This is a genomic window from Brevibacterium sediminis, assembly GCF_013623905.1.
GTDB lineage: Bacteria > Actinomycetota > Actinomycetes > Actinomycetales > Brevibacteriaceae > Brevibacterium > Brevibacterium sediminis.
Genome location: NZ_JABKDD010000025.1, coordinates 14,006 through 32,208, shown reverse-complemented (window position 1 = coordinate 32,208; position 18,203 = coordinate 14,006). Strand labels below are relative to the sequence as shown.

Annotated in this window: 14 protein-coding genes; 3 read left to right on the top strand and 11 right to left on the bottom strand. The window is 63.9% G+C overall.

Going from position 1 to position 18,203, the window contains the following annotated elements; all coding sequences use genetic code 11:
* Window positions 1-271 precede the first annotated feature (271 nt).
* The 11 genes from HK108_RS17940 to HK108_RS17890 all read right to left on the bottom strand — a co-directional run bounded on the left by HK108_RS17940 (window position 272) and on the right by HK108_RS17890 (window position 13,235).
* Window positions 272-1,840 carry a polysaccharide pyruvyl transferase family protein gene (locus HK108_RS17940; RefSeq protein ID WP_181272512.1) on the bottom strand — a complete coding sequence of 523 codons (1,569 nt, stop codon included), beginning with the start codon at window positions 1,838-1,840 and terminating at the stop codon, window positions 272-274.
* A gap of 283 nt (window positions 1,841-2,123) precedes the next feature.
* Window positions 2,124-3,716 carry a chaperonin GroEL gene (gene groL, locus HK108_RS17935; protein ID WP_139468384.1) on the bottom strand — a complete coding sequence of 531 codons (1,593 nt, stop codon included), beginning with the start codon at window positions 3,714-3,716 and terminating at the stop codon, window positions 2,124-2,126.
* 36 nt (window positions 3,717-3,752) lie between these two features.
* Entirely contained in the window at window positions 3,753-4,046 is a 294-nt protein-coding gene (gene groES / locus HK108_RS17930; protein ID WP_039209993.1) for a co-chaperone GroES, read from the bottom strand.
* Window positions 4,047-4,437: 391 nt separating this feature from the next.
* On the bottom strand, window positions 4,438-5,649 hold the full coding sequence (locus tag HK108_RS17925; RefSeq protein ID WP_139468383.1) for a resuscitation-promoting factor: 1,212 nt from the start codon (window positions 5,647-5,649) through the stop codon (window positions 4,438-4,440).
* Between the two features lie 218 nt (window positions 5,650-5,867).
* Window positions 5,868-6,869: a TatD family hydrolase gene (locus tag HK108_RS17920; protein ID WP_139468382.1), complete on the bottom strand. Its 1,002-nt coding sequence runs from the start codon at window positions 6,867-6,869 to the stop codon at window positions 5,868-5,870.
* The gene (gene metG, locus HK108_RS17915) at window positions 6,869-8,584 is read right to left on the bottom strand and encodes a methionine--tRNA ligase (RefSeq protein ID WP_139468381.1); all 1,716 of its coding nucleotides are present in this window, start codon (window positions 8,582-8,584) and stop codon (window positions 6,869-6,871) included. The genes HK108_RS17920 and metG overlap by 1 nt, the downstream gene beginning before the upstream one ends.
* Window positions 8,585-8,760: 176 nt before the next feature.
* Window positions 8,761-9,825 carry a type IV toxin-antitoxin system AbiEi family antitoxin gene (locus HK108_RS17910; RefSeq protein WP_181272511.1) on the bottom strand — a complete coding sequence of 355 codons (1,065 nt, stop codon included), beginning with the start codon at window positions 9,823-9,825 and terminating at the stop codon, window positions 8,761-8,763.
* Between the two features lie 300 nt (window positions 9,826-10,125).
* Window positions 10,126-10,998, bottom strand: a complete 873-nt coding sequence (gene rsmI / locus HK108_RS17905; RefSeq protein ID WP_229664258.1) for a 16S rRNA (cytidine(1402)-2'-O)-methyltransferase — start codon at window positions 10,996-10,998, stop codon at window positions 10,126-10,128.
* Between the two features lie 131 nt (window positions 10,999-11,129).
* The gene (locus HK108_RS17900; RefSeq protein WP_139468379.1) at window positions 11,130-11,564 is read right to left on the bottom strand and encodes a DUF4190 domain-containing protein; all 435 of its coding nucleotides are present in this window, start codon (window positions 11,562-11,564) and stop codon (window positions 11,130-11,132) included.
* Window positions 11,565-11,756: 192 nt separating this feature from the next.
* A complete protein-coding gene (locus HK108_RS17895; protein WP_181272510.1) occupies window positions 11,757-12,212 on the bottom strand; it encodes a DUF4190 domain-containing protein in 456 nt (151 codons plus the stop codon).
* A 321-nt stretch (window positions 12,213-12,533) separates the two neighbouring features.
* Window positions 12,534-13,235: a DUF4190 domain-containing protein gene (locus tag HK108_RS17890; protein ID WP_229664257.1), complete on the bottom strand. Its 702-nt coding sequence runs from the start codon at window positions 13,233-13,235 to the stop codon at window positions 12,534-12,536.
* A 314-nt stretch (window positions 13,236-13,549) separates the two neighbouring features.
* On the opposite strand from HK108_RS17890, the gene HK108_RS17880 reads away from it, so the two are divergent.
* The 3 genes from HK108_RS17880 (at window position 13,550) to HK108_RS17870 (ending at window position 18,203) form a co-directional block, all read left to right on the top strand.
* The gene (locus HK108_RS17880; protein ID WP_229664256.1) at window positions 13,550-15,433 is read left to right on the top strand and encodes a dolichyl-phosphate-mannose--protein mannosyltransferase; all 1,884 of its coding nucleotides are present in this window, start codon (window positions 13,550-13,552) and stop codon (window positions 15,431-15,433) included.
* A 431-nt stretch (window positions 15,434-15,864) separates the two neighbouring features.
* Window positions 15,865-17,319, top strand: a complete 1,455-nt coding sequence (locus HK108_RS17875) for an acylneuraminate cytidylyltransferase (protein WP_181272509.1) — start codon at window positions 15,865-15,867, stop codon at window positions 17,317-17,319.
* Window positions 17,316-18,203: an N-acetylneuraminate synthase family protein gene (locus HK108_RS17870; protein WP_139908744.1), complete on the top strand. Its 888-nt coding sequence runs from the start codon at window positions 17,316-17,318 to the stop codon at window positions 18,201-18,203. The genes HK108_RS17875 and HK108_RS17870 overlap by 4 nt, the downstream gene beginning before the upstream one ends.

The following is an 18,203-nucleotide window of genomic DNA, read 5'->3' as shown; positions in this document are numbered from 1 at the left end:
TGGTGCGTTACGGTGTGTCATGAAGACCTCCGGGACTCGATCATGAGTGTGGTTACCCATATCGGTATCGGAGGTCTTCGTTGTGTTTCAACTACCGTTCACAACGTGTCGGGGAAGTACACCTAGACGGCACAAAGCGCTCAACAACGGCTGGGTCACAGTGGCTTCAGGCCTTTTGTACACCTGTCTCTGAATTGCCCAGGCTCTTCAGTGTGCATTTCAGAGCAGGGTGTGTCGAAAGTGGAATCCTGCGCGCCCGAGGCCCTTGAGCCTACCTGCGCGCGGAACGCAGCCGGCGATATGCGCGGCGGGCGAAGTCTGCAGACTGTCGGCTCGCGCTCTCGACACGGCGCGCTGCCCGGACGACAGGCTCTGCCTCGCGCCGCTCATCACGTCGGCGGGCCTCGTCGCGTTCGGTGCGTACGCGCTGCAGCTGCGACTTCACCGCCTGCACCTCTTCATTCAACCGTGCCGCCTTCCGGTCCTTGAGCGCCATCACCAACCCATAGTTCTGGACGGCGTTGAGACGTTCGCGGACAACGCCGATGTTGTCGACGTAAGGGTTGTCGATCACATCGGCGTGAAAGAAGCCGGGTGCTTCGGACTCCGCCGCTCCGGGAGTGACGCCCAGCGTCTTCGCCACGACGAAGTCCCACCACTCCCTATGCTCGGCGCGGCGCTTCTGCGACTGCGAACGCAATCGGTTCGTGAGCTCGCCTCGGTCCTCCACCGCGCCGACCCCAGTTGCCACAATGTCGTCGACCGAATCGAGCGGCAGCACGAAGTCCTCCATACCGACGTTCTCAGCAGCTCCACGCATGCGGATCGACGAATAGAGGTTCGGCGCCAGTGAGATGAACGGGACGCCCGCGGCTCCAGCGAAAATCGCAGCGTGGTACCGGGTCCCGACGACCAATTGGGCTTGCTCCGTCAGGGCGATGAGCTCTCGTGCGGTGAGCATCCGGGTGGGAACGACCTCAGCATGCCCGCTGGCCCGAGCGATCTTCATATCAGTGAGCTGGTCTCTCGTCTCCGGCGCTGGTGGCAGTGCCCCGCCGTGCGGCACAAGCAGCACCCGCAGGCCGGTATCCTCGGCAAGCCGACGTGTGAGTTCCGCCAACCGCGCATGATAGTCATCATCGCTGAGCATCGGGGTCGAGGCCTTCTCGGCGAAGCTCGCCAGGATGAACGGATGCTCGGTCAGATCCGATACGGCAGACCGGTCCTCGTCGCGCGCTGTCAATGAGAACGCGTCGTCGACCTGACGACGCGCCGTGGCCGAACCTCGTCCGAGGTCGTCGACGAGGTGAGTCGTGTAGCTCTCTCGAGTCCCGACGAACTCCGCTTCGGAGAGGAGTTCGTGAACGATGTCCCGATCCTCGTCGTAGATGAGCGGGCCGAGCGTCTGACTGGTCAACGCATACGGTTTGCCGAGGACGCGAGCGATCTTCGCCAGGGTCGCACGCTCATAGATGTGGTGGGCGAACATCGAGTTGAGGTTACCGCCGCCGGCGATGAGGACAGCATCGGACTCACGAACCGCCCCGATGACGTCAATCGCCGGGTCATCTGCCTTGAGCGCTGCCCGATCTCCACCGACATAGTCGAGAACTTTCGCCATCCGCGAGGCATTCGGACGTCGGTCGCGCTTGAACCCGATACGCTTGACAGCGTCGACACCGTACATTTCGCTCGCGTGCTCAGGTTCACCGGCAATGAGTGTGATGGCGATGTCCGAACGGGCACGGAGCGCATCGATGGCCAGTTCGGTCATGGCCTCATCGCCGAGATGGTAGAACCGGCTCCAGCCTACGTCGCCGATCATCGTAATTCTCTTCATGGATCCCTTGTTCACGTCATGCACTGCAGAACTTCAATCGAATATTCCGATCACTGTAACGACAGCGATGGGTTCGCTCGTGAACAGCACCTGTCTCCGAGGTGAATACGTTCGCGTTCAAGCCGACGCCAAGGTCAGGCTCGGATACAGCCACTCAGAATGCGTTGAATAAGCGGCGGCCGCCTCGGTGAGGGTGAATACGCCGATGAATGCGACAGTGGCCCGGAACGTGATGTTCCGGGCCACTGTCGTGGTCAGAGACGACTCAGTCCGAGCGAATGGCTCAGGCTTCGTCCTCCTCGTCCTTCTTCTCGACGACCAGAGTCTCGGTGGTGAGAACCAGGGCGGCGATCGAAGCGGCGTTGCGCAGCGCCGAACGGGTGACCTTGACGGGGTCGATGATTCCGGCGCCGATGAGGTCGCCGTATTCGTCGATGGCGGCGTTGTAGCCCTGGCCGGACTCGAGGTCCTGGACCTTGGCGACGACGACGTAGCCGTCCTGGCCCGCGTTGGCGGCGATCCAGCGCAGCGGCTGGACGACTCCGCGCTTGACGATCTCGGCACCGGTGAGTGCGTCACCGGACAGACCGAGGTCGTTGCCGTCGAGGACCTTCGCAGCGTGGATCAGAGCCGATCCACCGCCGGCGACGACTCCCTCTTCGATGGCGGCTCGAGTAGCGGACACGGCGTCTTCGACGCGGTGCTTGCGCTCCTTGAGCTCCACCTCGGTGGCGGCGCCGACCTTGATGACGGCGACTCCGCCGGAGAGCTTGGCCAAGCGCTCCTGCAGCTTCTCGCGGTCCCAATCGGAATCGGTGTTCTCGACCTCGGCGCGGATCTGAGCGACACGACCGGCAACAGCATCGTCGGCACCGGCACCATCGATGATGGTGGTGTTGTCCTTGGTGACGGTGATGGTGCGGGCGTTGCCGAGCTCTTCCAGGGTGACCTGGTCGAGCTTCATGCCCATGTCCGGGGTGACGACCTGGCCACCGGTGAGGACGGCGAGGTCCTCGAGGATGGCCTTGCGACGGTCACCGAAGCCGGGAGCCTTGACGGCGGCGACGTTGATGATTCCGCGCAGCTTATTGACGACCAGGGTCGACAGAGCTTCACCCTCGATGTCCTCGGCGATGATGAACAGCGGCTTGCCTGCCTGCTGCACCTTCTCGAGGACGGGCAGGAGCTCCTGGATGTTGGAGATCTTGCCCTGGTTGATGAGGATGAGAGCGTCGGAGAGCACAGCCTCCTGGCGATCGGCATCGGTCACGAAGTGCGGCGACAGGAAGCCCTTGTCGAACTGCATTCCTTCGGTGATCTCGAGTTCGACGGACGCGGCCTGCGACTCGTCGATCGTGATGACGCCGTCCTTGCCCACCTTGTCGAAGGCATCGGCGATGAGCTTGCCGATCTCAGGCGACTGAGCCGACAGACCGGCGACGTGTGCGATCTCCGAGGAGTCGGCGACGTCGCGGGCGATCGCGCCCAGCTGCTGCGAGACGGCCTCGACGGCGGTCTCGATGCCGCGCTTGAGCTGTCCGGGTGCGGCACCTGCGGCAACGTTGCGCAGTCCTTCGTTGACGAAGGCCTGAGCGAGAACGGTCGCGGTGGTGGTTCCGTCACCGGCGATGTCGTTGGTCTTGGTGGCGACTTCCTTGGCCAGCTGTGCGCCGAGGTTCTCGTAAGGATCGTCGACCTCGACCTCACGGGCGATGGTCACACCATCGTTCGTGATGGTGGGGGCGCCCCACTTCTTGTCGAGCACGACGTTGCGGCCCTTGGGTCCCAGCGTCACCTTGACGGTGTCGGCCAGGGTGTTGACACCCTTTTCGAGTGCACGACGGGCTTCGTCGTTGAATTCCAATGATTTAGGCATTCGTCCTCCTGTCAGTGAAGTAGTTGTTCAGGGGATTCAGCCGATGACGGCGAGCACGTCGCGAGCCGAGAGCACGAGGAACTCTTCGCCTGCGTACTTGACTTCGGTGCCTCCGTACTTGGAGTAGATGACCTTGTCGCCGACGGCGACGTCGACCGGCACGCGGTTACCGTTGTCAGCAACACGGCCCGGGCCCACTGCGACAACTTCGCCTTCCTGAGGCTTTTCCTTGGCGGTTTCGGGAATGACCAGACCACTGGCGGTAGTCTGTTCTGCTTCGACCTGACGGATGACAATCCGATCTTCGAGTGGCTTGATGGAGACCGACATATCGGGCCCTCTCCCTTCGCTGGGTTCTATTTCATCGAGTCAGACGGCGGCTTATGCCATGAACCTCTCGTCGTCGCGGGTGCCGAGCGATTCGACCGTCTCATGAAACTGGCACTCAATGAGTGCTAGTGCTAATTCTGACTCTAGAACGCTCTTAGCACTCGGTCAACTTGAGTGCCAGCAATTCGTCATGCTCTGGGCGAAAGTTCGGATTGGGCCCCGGAAGCCGGGGCAGCGGGGCACCGAAAAGCGTGGGCCCCGAGGATCTCTCCTCGGGGCCCACGCTCCTTGCTGACCGCCTCAGCTCAGTTGTCGATATCTGTTGTCAATGACGGCCAGAGTTCATGGCCTATACAGGCGCTCAGTCGGTTACTGCGAACCTGATCTCAGATCAGGCGCAGGCCCACTGTCCCCAGCCGGCTTCAGCCTGGAGCTTCTTGGCGCGCTGGAACTGCTCCTGCGGGCTGGCATCCGACGGATTGCCGCTGCCGCCCATGGCCTGCCAGGTCGAGGGCAGGAACTGGAACAGACCGAAGTGGGTGCCGTTCGAAGCCTTCGGATCGAAGTTCGATTCGCACTCGACGACCGAGTACCACTTGGAACCGGGTCCGCCGAGCATCGCCTTGATCTCGGCGGTGGACATGGAACCGCTGCCGGAGCCGCCGCCGGTGCTCGAGTCACCGGAGTCACCGGAGTCGCCCGAACCGGAATCGCCGGAGTCACCCGAGTCGGAACCGCCGGTGTCAGCCGGCTCCTCCTTCTTCTTGGTGCCCTGGATGACGACCTTGGTCTTGGGTTCGGAGAGGACCTTCTCGTCCTTCTTCTCCTTCTTGACCTCTTCGCCGTTGATCGTCTTGACCTTGTAGGTGACCTGCTTCTCGCCGTCCTTGCCTTCGGTCTCGACCTTGGTCTCACCCTCGTAGAGGGAATCGGACTTCTTGGTCTCGACCTTGGCCTTGATGGCCTGCTTGTCCTTGACGGTGTCGTTCTTCACGCGGTTGACGGTCAGCACCTGGCCGTCGGAGACCTCGGCGGACATCGGCACGGACAGGAAGTCGTCCTTGTCGAGCTTGACGCCCGTGTCCTTGAGGGCTTCCTTGGCGGTGCCCACAGCGGCCGAGACCTTGTGGTCCTTGCCGTCGGCGACGACGGTGAGGTCCTTCGACGTGGTCACCTCAATGTCATTGCCTTCGTCCTTCAGACGCTGGCTGGCCTTCGCGTTGAGGTCGGCGCCCTTCGCGTCGACACCGAGGTCGGCCAGAGCCTGACCCACGGTGTTCGCATTGGTCCATTCGTTCGTCTCTTTGCCATCGACGGACAGCGCAACCTTCTTCGCCGTGTTGACGGTGATCGTCATATCACGGTCGACCTTGGTGCCCACACCGGGCTTGACCTGGTCGCGCTTGTCGACATCGATTTCGTGGCTGTCGAGGATGTCCCCGACCGTTCCTCCGAAGGTTCGGATCTCTTCGGCCTGTCCGTTGACCTCCAAGGTCACGGGCTTGTTCATGGTCACAACCGCGCCCGTGCCACCGACGAGTCCGGTGATCACGACCGCCTGTGCAGCGATCTGAACCTTGCGGTTCTTCAGAAAATCAATCACAAAAATATCCCTGAGCAGAGTTTATCGACCTGTTCACTGTAACCGATTCGTTACACGGTTCGCAAAATATCACGGAAATGTAACGGTGTGAGTTTCCTGAGGGCGTGTCTGACCTGGAGTTCCCCGTGTTTCCGGGGCATTCCCGATCGTGACATTCCCCCGCCGAGGCGGCGCTGCGTCCCGTTATCTCGCTCACAGAACGAAGGGCTGAGCCCGGCTCAGTCCCAGCTGCCGAGGGCCCGCTCCGCGTTGTTCCACACGGCCGCGCACAGATCCTCTTCGCTCATCCCGCGCACCTCGGCGAGTTTCCGCGCCGTGACCGCCGTGAGGTATGGACCTCCCGGCTTACCGCGATGCGGGTGCGGGGTGAGGAAGGGTGCGTCGGTCTCCGTCAGCAGGAGCTCCAGTGGAGCGGCCGCCGCGGCCCGCCGCAGCTCGTCGGCGTTCTTGAACGTGAGGTTGCCGGCGAAGGACATGTAATAGCCTTCGGCCGCACATTCGCGGGCCATCGCCTCGTCGCCGGAGTAGCAGTGGAAGATCGTGACCTCGGGAGCGCCTTCCTCCTTGAGGATGCGCAGCACATCGGCGTGTGCCTCCCGATCGTGGATCTGCAGTGCACGTCCGGTGCGCTTGGCGATCTCGATATGAGCTCGGAAGGAGCGCTGCTGTTCGGCAACTCCCTCTTCTGCCGTGCGGAAGTAGTCGAGACCGGTCTCCCCCACCACGCGCATGCGCTCATGCGAGCTCACGAGCGATTCGATCTCGGTGAGAGCGTCATCGAGCAGGCCGCGCTCGGCCAGCCGCGGGGCTTCGTTCGGGTGGAGGGCGGCCCCGCCGATCATCCACGTCCGTCCCTCGGCAGGAGGGCCGGGCACAGTACGGGGGTCGGCCGCCTCGGCGAGGGATCCCACCTCCGTGGCCGCCTCGGCGGGGGTGCCTGAATACTGGGAAGCCACGAGCGCAGTCGTCCACCGGGCTGCCGGAAGGTCGCAGCCGATCTGGACGATGCGACGGACTCCCGCCTCGGAGGCGGTGTCATGGAAGAAATCCAGCGACGGGAACTCTTCGTCCGCGTTCGGGGTCACCTCGGGTTCGGGTTCACCAGCACCCAGCGGCAGCCGCACACCCGTGCAGATGTCGAGGTGAGTGTGGGAGTCGACGATGGGATGAGCGAGCGGTTCGGGCACCGGTGGATAGGTTCCGGCGGCGCGCGAGGCCATTATTCGGTCTCCTCCACGAACTTCGGGAACACGGGTTCGGGCTTCGGCAGGGGCGTGCCCGGTTCGATCGGGAACCCGACGGCCGCGAACGACCGGGGATCCGCCTCGGCGGCGGCGATGCCGTCGGCAGCGGCCTCGGCGACATTCGGCGCCAGGGCGGCCGAAGCGTATGCCGCACCGGCGGCGACGCCGATGGCCGCGCTCGCGGATACGGCTCCCATCGCCTCGGCGCCGGACCCGGAATCGACGGCGGTCGGCAGGACCTTCGCACCGGCCTCACCGACGCCGGCGGGCACACCGAGGAGGTCGAGGATCTTACCTGCGGATTCGGGCATGACAGGCTGGATGAGGATGGAGATGATGCGCACGACCTCGATCGTCACCCACAGCACGGTGGCCATACGATCGGGATCGGTCTTCTTCAGTTTCCACGGCTCCTGCGCGGAGAAGTAGCGGTTGGCCTCGGACAGCACCTTCCAGCAGGCCTCGACATAGAGGTGGAGGGCCTGGGTGTCGACGTGGCGTCGGGCGGTGTCGGGCACGGCGCGGGCGAGGGCGAGGAGCTTCTCGTCCGCCTCGGTGAGTTCGCCCGGCTGAGGCACCTGAGCGTCGCAGTTCTTCTGGATCATCGACAGCGAACGCTGGGCGAGGTTGCCGTATTCGTTGGCGAGGTCGGAGTTCTTCCGTGTGATGATCGAGTCCTTCGTATACGAGCCGTCGTGGCCGTAGGAGAACTCGCGGAAGAGGAAGAAGCGCAGGGTGTCCAGGCCGAAGGCATCCACGAGGTCGAGGGGGTCGACGACGTTGCCGACGGACTTCGACATCTTCTCACCGGAGTTGAAGAGGAAGCCGTGGGCGTGGACGCGCTTGGGCAGCTCGATGCCGGCGCTCATGAGGAACGCGGGCCAGTAGACCGAGTGGAAGCGGATGATGTCCTTGCCGATGATGTGGACGTCGGCGGGCCACCACTTGCTGAGGCGCTCCTGGTCATCGGGGTAGCCGGCGGCAGTGAGGTAGTTCGTCAGGGCGTCGATCCACACGTACATCACGTGCTTGTCGTTGCCGGGAACCGGCACACCCCAGTCGAAGGTGGTGCGGGAGATGGAGAGGTCCTTGAGCCCGGATGCGACGAACGAGGCGATCTCGTTGCGGCGGGAATCCGGACCGATGAACTCGGGGTGGTTCTTGTACAGCTCGAGCAGCTTGTCCTGGTACTTCGAGAGGCGGAAGAAGTAGGACTCCTCTTCCGTCCAGGTCACCTCGGTGCGGGTCTCCTTGGACAGGCGCACGCCGTCGACGACTTCGGTCTCGTCCTCGGTGTAGAAGGCCTCGTCGCGCACGGAGTACCAGCCGGAGTACGTGTCGAGGTAGATGTCGCCGGCCTCTTCGAGCTTGCGCCAGATGGCTTGCGAGGCGGCGTAGTGGTCTTCGTCGGTGGTTCGGATGAACCGGTCGAAGGTCGAGCCGAGGGCGAGCTGGGTGTCGCGGAAGTTCTTCGCGTTGTCGTCAGCGAGTTCTTTGGGGGTGATGCCGAGCTTGTTCGCCGCCTGCAGCATCTTCAGTCCGTGCTCGTCCGTGCCGGTGCAGAAGAAGACATCGTGATTGTCCAGTCGCTTGAACCGGGCGATCGTGTCGGCCGCAATGTACTCATAGGCATGCCCGATGTGAATGGCCCCGTTGGGGTAGGCAATCGCTGTCGTCAAGTAGTAACCCATAGGGAACTCAGTCTAAGGGACACCGCCGCGCAGGCGCGCATGGGCTGGTGCTGGTGGACCCAAGCGAGTTTTTGCCGAGGATTCGCGAATAGCCCAATTTGCGGTGAGTAGCCCACGTTTGAAGATGGGCGGCTCACCTCGGACTGGGCTGAAACAGTTCGCACCTGGACACCAGCTCACAGAACCAGCGGTTTTCCACATCGACGACGTAGTTCAGGTGCCTGTAAGAAGAGCTTCTGTCCGAAGGTCTTCGGGTCCAGAACTTCATTGAATTTGAAGCGCACGATCTTATAGCCCATCGCCAGCAGACGATTGTGCTGTCGGCTCTCCTTGTTCATGACGTCGAAGCCGCCGTCGACGTACTTCTGCGTCCCATCGACGTAGAGTGCGACTCTATCGTCACGGAACAGGAAGTCGAGTCTCGTGAGAAGTCGCCTGCCATCGGCAATATCCACCTGTTGCACGAAGTCGTGCAGACCCAGAAGATGCAGATTGAAGGCGGCTCTGCTCTCCAAATAGCTTTCGGACAACGGTGATGCGAGTGAGACCAGTCTCGCAGCCACCTTTGCGCCCCGTGCCAGGCGGTCAATGGGCGCTGCGAACAGAGCTGCGACTGCACCCGGAACCTCGTCCAGCAGGTGTGCCGGATACCCGAGCCTGAAGATCAGATCCTCGTCGTCGCCGAGAAGATGCCATCTGACCACCTGTTCCATCGCGGCAAACGCCGCAGCGCTGCCGAGTTCGGCCCGCAGATCCAAGGCAGTTCGAGCCGGAGTAGTGACGCGAAGCCCTTCCGCCTCGGAGACGTCTTCAGCTGCGATTGTTCTGCGTCGCCTGATCAGCTCGGGTGACTTGGTGCTTGATATGGGATGGAACACCGACACTGGTTCGTCCGGCTCGTCGAACATACCGATTCTGTGCAGCCGGGCCGCCGAAATCCCGAACACGATGTCTCCTGCGCGGTAGTGGGGATAGTGGAGGACTTGCAGACGCTTCAGATTCGCCTCGTATCTGCGTTGCTGGGACCGCTCTTTGTCGCGTCCTTCCTCGTGATACGTCATCCAATCCGAGTCTGTGGCGAAGGGAGAAAGGTATCGGTGGGCACGGACTTCACAACGACTGACGACTGTATAGACTCCACGAGAGAGCTTTCGCAGACAGCAGCCCAAAGCGCTGCGGATGTCTGCCGATGAGGCTCCAGCATTGCGAAGGTCCGTGAAATACACGACGTTGTTCTTCATGCCGGCACACTGCCGAAATCCGCATTGATTCAGCAATGCTCAATCCTGTTGCTGTGGAATCAGCTTCGGCGTCCACACGGTGACAGCGCCTCAGTAAAGAGTCAATCAACAGGCGTCAGCGTTCGAGTCGAGTCGTCGACCGGCTTCACAGCGGCTCGTGCCTTTCGCACCAGGCTCGTTTGGGGAGTATCTCAACCGCGCTGATGGCCCAGTTTTGGGTGGATAGCCCACTTTCTGCCATGGGCTATCCACCCGAAACTGGGCTGCCGGCTATCCACAGCCGATTGCGCACGAGTCGTGTCACTCGCGGTGGAGCCAGGCCTCGTAGACGTCGCGCTTGGACAGGCCGAACTTCTTCGCCACCTGCCCGGCCGCGTCCTTGGCACGCGAACCGGAGTCGACCAGTGCGCTGACCTCGCCGAGGTGGTCCTCCGGAGCCGTTTCGACCTCGGTGGCACCGGCGAGCACGAGGGTCAACTCCCCGCGCAGTCCTCCAGCGGCCTGATCGCGCAGTGAACCGACGGTTCCGCGCAGAGTCTCCTCGTAGGTCTTCGTCAGCTCGCGACTGATGGCCATGGGCCGGTCGACGCCGATGATCTCGGCGAAGTCGTCCATCGCATCGGCGATGCGGTGTGGGCTTTCGAAGAAGACCATCGTGCGCTTCTCGGTCTTGAGTTCGGTCAGCAGGGTCTTGCGCTGCCCGGACTTGCGCGGCAGGAACCCTTCGAAGCTGAACCGGTCGCTCGGCAGTCCCGAGACCGCGAGCGCCATGAGCACCGCGGATGGCCCCGGTATCGACGTGATCGGAAGTCCCGCCTCGGCGCAGGCCTTGACCACGCGGTAGCCGGGGTCGGAGACGGCGGGCATCCCCGCGTCGGAGAGCAGAACAACGGTCTCACCAGCGGCGATGATATCGACGAGTTCGGGAGCGCGGTGGCCCTCGTTGTGGTCGAAGACGCTTATGACACGCTTCGTGTGCGTGAGGTTGAGTCGCTGCGCGAGCGACAGGAACCGCCGCGTGTCCTCGGCGGCGATGACATCGGCAGTTTCGATGGCCTCCCGCATCCGCGGGCTCGCATCGCCGAGGTTGCCGATCGGAGTCCCGACCAGGATCAGTCGACCGCCGGTGAGGTTCGGACCGAATCTTGGCCCCGCGTCATCGGTCAGGTCGATGTCGTCGGACGGCGCCGCCTCGGCGGAGTTGTCGTCGGCTCCGTGGACGGCCGCCTCGGTGAAGTTGTCGTCGTCACCGATTCCACGATCCGCATCGACGCCCTGGTCGGAGGACGCGAAGGAGTCTGAACTCAACTGGTCGAACCCGCGCCGACCATTGCCGCGCCGAAGATGAGGACGAATACCCCGACGTAGAGGACCCAGAAAAGGATCCAGAGGATGGTGCCGATGTAGCCGACCCACAGGGCCGCGATGGCCATGCCGTCGCCGCGTTCTCCGCGTTCGCGGATCTGCTTGCGGGCGATGTGGCCCATGATGATGCCGGCGATGCCGCCGATGAAGACGGACGAGATGACGCCAAAGATCGAGGCGCACATGCCGACGATGGCCAGCACGTTCGTCGGTGGCAGCTGCTGGTACACGTAGCCGGGTCCGCCGGCGTACTGCGCATTGGCCGTGTAGGCGCTGTTCTGACTGTACGACTGGGCACCGTACGAGCCGCCCGCGTTCGATTGGGGCTGCTGATAGTACATGTCCGGGTTGTTCCAGTTGTTCTGGCTGCTCATAGCGAAGTCTCCTTGTGGTTGCCTTCAACGGTACAGAGTCGTCGGTGGCGGCAAAAGGCGGGGCGGTTACAGGTCAATCACAGTTGGCGGGGTGGGCACCTTGCGATGTGATGCCGGGGCGGGCGCGTGTGTCGGACGTTGAGGCCGTGCGCCAGGTCGTTTGCCGGGGTGGGCTTCCCGGAATCCCGAGCCTCAGCTGACGGTTGCGTTTCCGGCCGCGATCGAGGCGCCGATGACGAGCGCGATGACGCCGAAGTAGAGCAGCCAGAACACGACCCAGAAGATCACGCTGAGATACCCCAGCCATAGCCCGGCCACGGCCATTCCGTTGCCGCGCTCTCCGCGGGCCTTGATCTGCGAACGGGCGATGTGTCCGAAGATGATGCCGACGAAGCCGAGGAAGAAGAACGATGAAATGAACGAGATGAGGCCGAGCACCAGCGCGACGATCGACGAGGAATTCGTCGGCGCCACCTGCTGGTAGACAACGACCGGTGCTCGGTTTCCGTACGTCACGGGGGCCTGGACCAGGGCATGAAGGTGGGCCGGAGTATGAACCGGTGCGGGCATGTGGACTGCGACGGGGGCGTGGACCGAACCCTTCGATCCGGTGTAGGTGTTCCCGAGAGGCAGTACGCGAGTATTCATGTCCGTTCCGTTCCGCTGGCTGTCGTTGATCTTTGAATCTGCTCGGGGCCGTCCTCGACGGGTGTCCCGATGTCTGAGATCAACGCTACCCACGTGCAGCGAGCGCGGCGGCCGAATCGTGTTGCAGTCCTGCACCACAGGTTGCAGGTTCCCCTCGCCGAGGCGGCCCGACCGTCCCGTACCCGCGTGGCCTTGGGGCGCACGCAAGGCCCCGGGCAGGCGAAGTCGGGGACGTGCAGAGCGGCCCGACCGCCGAATCGAGCGTGACCTCGGCACCCGTCCGAAGTCATCCGGAGCAGCGCCGAGGTCACGCGGGGCGGCTCAGTAGCTGCTCATCATGCCCAAGAAGCCGATGCCCAGGATGCCGATCATGACGATCGCCATGATGAGCCCCAGGGCGATGGTCACGTATCCGATGATGAGCCCGGCGATCGCCTGTCCGCGGCCTTCTGCGCCTGTGCGCTTGATCTGGCCGAGGCCGATGTGGCCGAAGATGACGGCGAGCACCGGTGCGATCCACAGGAACATCGCGATGATGCTGAAGATGATGCCGATGACCGGGATCATCGACAGCAGGCCGCAGACGAATCCGCCGCCGATACCGGCGATGCCCATCCACATCGACCACACGGCCATCTTGTTGGGTGCGGGCCGGACGAAGACCGGCTGCGCGCCGTAGGTCATCGGCTGGCTGTACGCGCCCGACTGGCTGTAGGCATCGTAGGCGTTCGGCTGGCTGTACGCACCTGGCTGGCTGTATCCGCCTGACTGTCCGTACGCGTTCTGCTGACCGTAGGCGCCGGACTGTCCATAGGAGTTCTGCTGCCCATACGGCTGTCCCTGCGAATACTGTCCGGCACCGGACCCATACTGACCCGCACCGGACCCGTACTGTCCGGCACCGGATCCGTACTGACCCGACTGTCCCTGACCATACTGCGGCTGGGACCCATAGTTGTTGTTGAACTGCTGCGAGCCGACCTGGGGAGGATCGCTCGGGCGGTAGTTGGGGTTGTTCGACACGTTGTGCACCATTCGCTCTGACTCCGGCTGTCTCCCACTACTCTAGTGATGCACGGTGGCGAATGCCCAAGAATCCTGCTCAAGGTGCCGAACCTCATGCCGGTCTCCCCCTCCCGACCTACGCCAGCCACACCCGGCACGCCCTCACTCCCCCACCTCGTCGGCCCCACCCGGCACGCCCTCACTCCCCGACCTACGCCCGCCCGACACTCCCCTTCGACCCCACCTCGTCGGCCCGATCACTCCCAATGCCCCGCCCTTCCCTGCGGGTCGCATGAGAGCCCTGCCCGCCGAGATCTCTAAACTGGACTCCGATGACTCACACCGCAGACTCCCCGCCCCCCACCAGGCGCATCGCCCGCGAGCGCCTGGCGAGGAAACGCGAAAAGGTGCGTTCCGGCGCCGCTGCGATGCGCCGCGAAACCTTCCACGCCGGCATGTGGGCCACCCGAGCACCGCTGTGGATGTGGCCGGCCCTGCTCGTCATCACCGGAATCGGTGCGGCCCTGCGACTCTTCCGCCTCGACTTCCCACACCGCCTGATCTTCGACGAGACCTACTACGTCAAGGACGGCTATTCGGTCTTCAACTTCGGCTACGAACGCTCCTGGCCCGAGAACGCCGACGATTCCTTCAACGCCGGCGATCCCAGCGTCATCGAGCCCACCCCCGAATACGTCGTCCACCCGCCGCTGGGCAAATGGCTCATCGGGTGGGGCATCGACCTCTTCGGCGCCGACGATTCGTTCGGCTGGCGCTTCACCGTGGCGATCATCGGCACCCTGACGATCTTCCTCCTCGGCGTCATCGCCTGGAAGCTCTTCCGCTCGGCGTTCTTCGCCTGCATCGCCGCCGGCCTGCTCGCCATCGACGGCGAGCACTTCGTCCACTCCCGCACGAGCCTGCTCGACATCGTGCTCATGGCCTTCGTCCTCCTCGCCTTCTTCTTCATCCTTCTCGACCGCGATCAGGTGACGAAGCGTCTGGCCGCTTGGACCCAGGGCACCGCGGAGATCGGTAGCTCCGTTCCGTCCCGCACACTGCAGAATCCAGATCCCCTCCCCGAGGCGGCCGCTTCCTCCCCATCCGACCCCGATGAGGTCCCCCGAACCTTCCCGACCGAACTTAACGAGTCGATCACCTCCGCCGCCCCACTCCCCGAGGCGGCCCCGCCCACCGCGGAAGCCCGACGTCGGCGTCGGACGAAGTCCAGGGACGTGATCAACTTCGGGCCCCGCCTCGGCGCGCGGCCTTGGATCTTCGCTGCAGGGATCAGTCTCGGCCTGGCTACGGGGGTGAAATGGTCGGGTCTGTATGCGCTGGCGGCGTTCGGGATTCTGATCGTCCTGTGGGATGTGCATTCGCGGTATCGGGCCGGGGTCGTGCATCCGTGGCTGGGCATGTTCATCCGCGACAGCATTCCCTCGTTCTTCAAGCTCGTGCCGATCGCGCTCGTGACCTATGTGGCGTGCTGGACCGGGTGGATCCGTTCGGATGACGCGTGGGACCGACAGTGGGCTGCGGAGAATTTCGGCTGGTGGCGCGCGCTGCCGCAGTGGTTGGATTGGCTGCCGTCGCTGGCGCACTATCACTACACGGCGTACTCGTTCCATGTCGGGCTGGACTCGGAGCATCCGTACATGTCGAACCCGTGGGGTTGGATCGTGCAGTGGCGGCCGACGTCGTTCTACTACGAGTCCTACGACCGGGGCGATATGGGGTGCACGGTCGCGAAGTGCTCCTCGGCGATCACCTCGGTGGGCAACCCTGTGATCTGGGGCTGGGCCGCCTTGGCTGTGCTCGTCTGCCTCATCGTGTGGATCATCCGCCGGGACGTCCGCCCCGCCGTCATCCTCGCCGGGCTGGCAGCGACCTGGCTGCCATGGTTCGCTTACCAGGAGCGGACGATCTTCACCTTCTACACCATCGTCATGGTGCCCTTCGTCGTGCTGGCCGTGACGTACTGTCTGACCCTCGTCTGGGGTCGGGTTCCGGTTCGTGGGCTAGCGTCGCCAGGGCCGTCGACGAAGCAGCGTTTCGCGCGGATCTCCGCGGCGCTGTTCGCCAGGCGACTGAGCGTCGGGCTCATCCTCGTCGCAGCGATCCTCGCCTTCGCCTACTTCTGGCCCGTCTACACCGGTGAGGTCATCCCGTTCTCGGCCTGGAACGACCGCATGTGGAACATCACCTGGCGCTGATCGGCTGACGTTGGCGTGCACCCACGCACCGCACTGGCTCCGTCGAATCACCCCACCGGCAGCTTCGGGCCGCGCGTCATCGACTTTTGTCCCATTCGTCATCGACTTTTGATCAGATACTCATGTTCGAACCGGATTATTCGTCCAAAAGTCTATGAGACGTTTTCGCGCACCTGCCCAAAAGTCGATGAGACTCCCACCGGCTCTGCCCACTCAGCACCCACCGCCCGCGGGCACAGGGGCCGGCTTGAACGTCGCCGCACGGCCCCGCCCACGGCCCACCGGCACATCCGTCACGGGTTCGCCATCGAAGGGTCGCCTTGGCGACATGGCGTGTTCACCTTGAGGTAACACCCCGTCGTTAGCGTCGAATCATTGTGAATGACCAATCGACGACCTACGAGCCCAACGCAACCGAGTTTCAGTCGGAAATGAAGCCGGATGCGCGCACCACCGTGGCCGCGAACCAGGCGGCAGAAAGCACCACCGCATCAACCAGCACCACCTCCCCCACTCCCCACCGCACCGTCGCGATCATCCCCGCGCGCGGAGGATCCAAGGGCATCCCGCTGAAGAACCTGCAGAAGGTCGCCGGAATCTCCCTGCTTGCCCGCGCCATCAATGCCGCCCAGGCCAGCCCCAGCATCGACCGCGTGATCGTCTCGACCGACCACGACGGAATCGCAGCCGAAGCCCTGCGCGCCGGCGCCGAGGTGGCCCACCGCCCCGCCGAGATAGCCGGCGACACCGCCACCAGCGAATCCGCTCTCATCCACACACTGTCGACCCTCGATGAGGACTTCGACATCACCGTGTTCATGCAGTGCACCTCCCCCTTCATCGACTCCGCCTCGATCGAGAACGCGGTGCGCACGGTCCGTGACGACGACGCCGATGTCGTCTTCTCCGCCGTCGAAGACCATTCCTTCCTGTGGCGCCTCGACGACGACACCCAGGCCGTGGCCGTCGGGCACGAAGCCAGCTTCCGGCCGCGCCGCCAGGACCGCGCCAAGCACTTCAACGAAACCGGCGCGTTCTACGTCATGCGCACCTCCGGCCTCATCGAGCACGAGCACCGCTTCTTCGGCCGCATCGGCATCGAAGAGGTCCCGCCCGAGCACGCCCGCGAGATCGACGACATGTCCGACCTCACCCTCGTCCGCGCCATCGCCTCGACGCAGGAGACCGCGCAGGTCATCGACGTCGACGCCCTCGTCACCGACTTCGACGGCGTCCACACCGACGACGGCGCCTACGTCGACGAGGACGGAAACGAACAGGTCCGCGTCCACCGCGGCGACGGCATGGGCATCTCCCGACTCGTGAAGTCCGGCGTGCCCGTGATGATCCTGTCGAAGGAACGCAACCCCGTCGTGACCCGCCGTGCGGAGAAGCTGCGCGTCGACGTCGCCCAGGGCATCGACAACAAGGCCAGCATCCTCGACGCGTGGATCACCGCCAACGACCTCGACCCGGCCCGCGTCGCCTACGTCGGCAACGACATCAACGACCTCGAGGCCTTCGACGTCGTCGGCTGGCCCATCGCCGTCGCCGACGCCCACCCGCGCGTCCTCGCCGCCGCCCGCGTCATCCTCGACAGGCCAGGCGGACGGGGTGCGGTGCGTGAGGTCTGCGACCTCATTCCCATCCCCGCCGAGGCGGCCGACCCCCTGCCGAATCCGACCCTGACCTCACTGCGGTCGCCCACCGGAAACCCATCGACCTTGGCAGGGCACCAGTCAGGACGCCCGGCCGGCCACCAGTCGGCGGCCCTGTCCGGCCACGCGTCCGCCTTCCCCGACCAGCAACCATCCGTCCCGCGGCACCAGCCGCAGTTCACCAACCGCGCGGAGATTTCGCGTGCCAACCGAAAGCAGGTTTCATGACTGATCAACTCGCCCCCGTGGCCATCGGAGAGCACCTCGTCGGCCCGAACCAGCCCGTGTACATGATCGGTGAGATCGGCATCAACCACAACGGCGACGTCGACATCGCCAAGCAGCTCATGGATGTCGCCGTCACCGCCGGTGCGCAGGCAGTGAAGTTCCAGAAACGCAACCCCGAGGTGGCCGTTCCCGAACACCAGAAGTCGAAGATGCGCTCGACCCCGTGGGGCGAGATGACCTACATCGACTACAAGCACCGCGTCGAGTTCGGCATCGACGAATACTCCGAGATCGACCGCTACGCCAAGGAAGTCGGACTCCAGTGGTTCGCGTCCCCATGGGACACCGACTCCGTCGACTTCCTCGAAAACGAATTCGATGCGCTCACCTACAAGGTGGCCTCGGCCTCGCTGACGGACTTCGAGCTGCTGCGCGCGATCGCCGCCACCGGCAAGCCCGTCCTGTGCTCCTCGGGCATGTCCGATTGGGAGACTCTGGACAAGGCCGTCGAGGTCTTCGACCGCGACAAGCTCGTGCTCATGCACGCCACCTCGACCTACCCGCTGCCGCCCGAAGAGGTCAACCTCAAGGCCATCCCGGCCATGCGCGAACGCTACGGTGTTCCCGTCGGCTACTCCGGCCACGAGCTCGGCCTCGAGATCTCTTTCGCCGCAGCCGCACTGGGTGCTGTGACCATCGAACGCCACATCACCCTCGACTCCTCCATGTGGGGATCCGACCAGTCCGCGTCGATGGAACCGCGCGAGTTCGCCTCCCTCGTCAAGGGCGTCCGCGTCCTCGAAACCGCATTCGGCGACGGAGTCAAGCGCGTCATGCCGGGCGAGGAATCGAAGATCGATTCCCTGCGCAAGGTCACGGCCTGA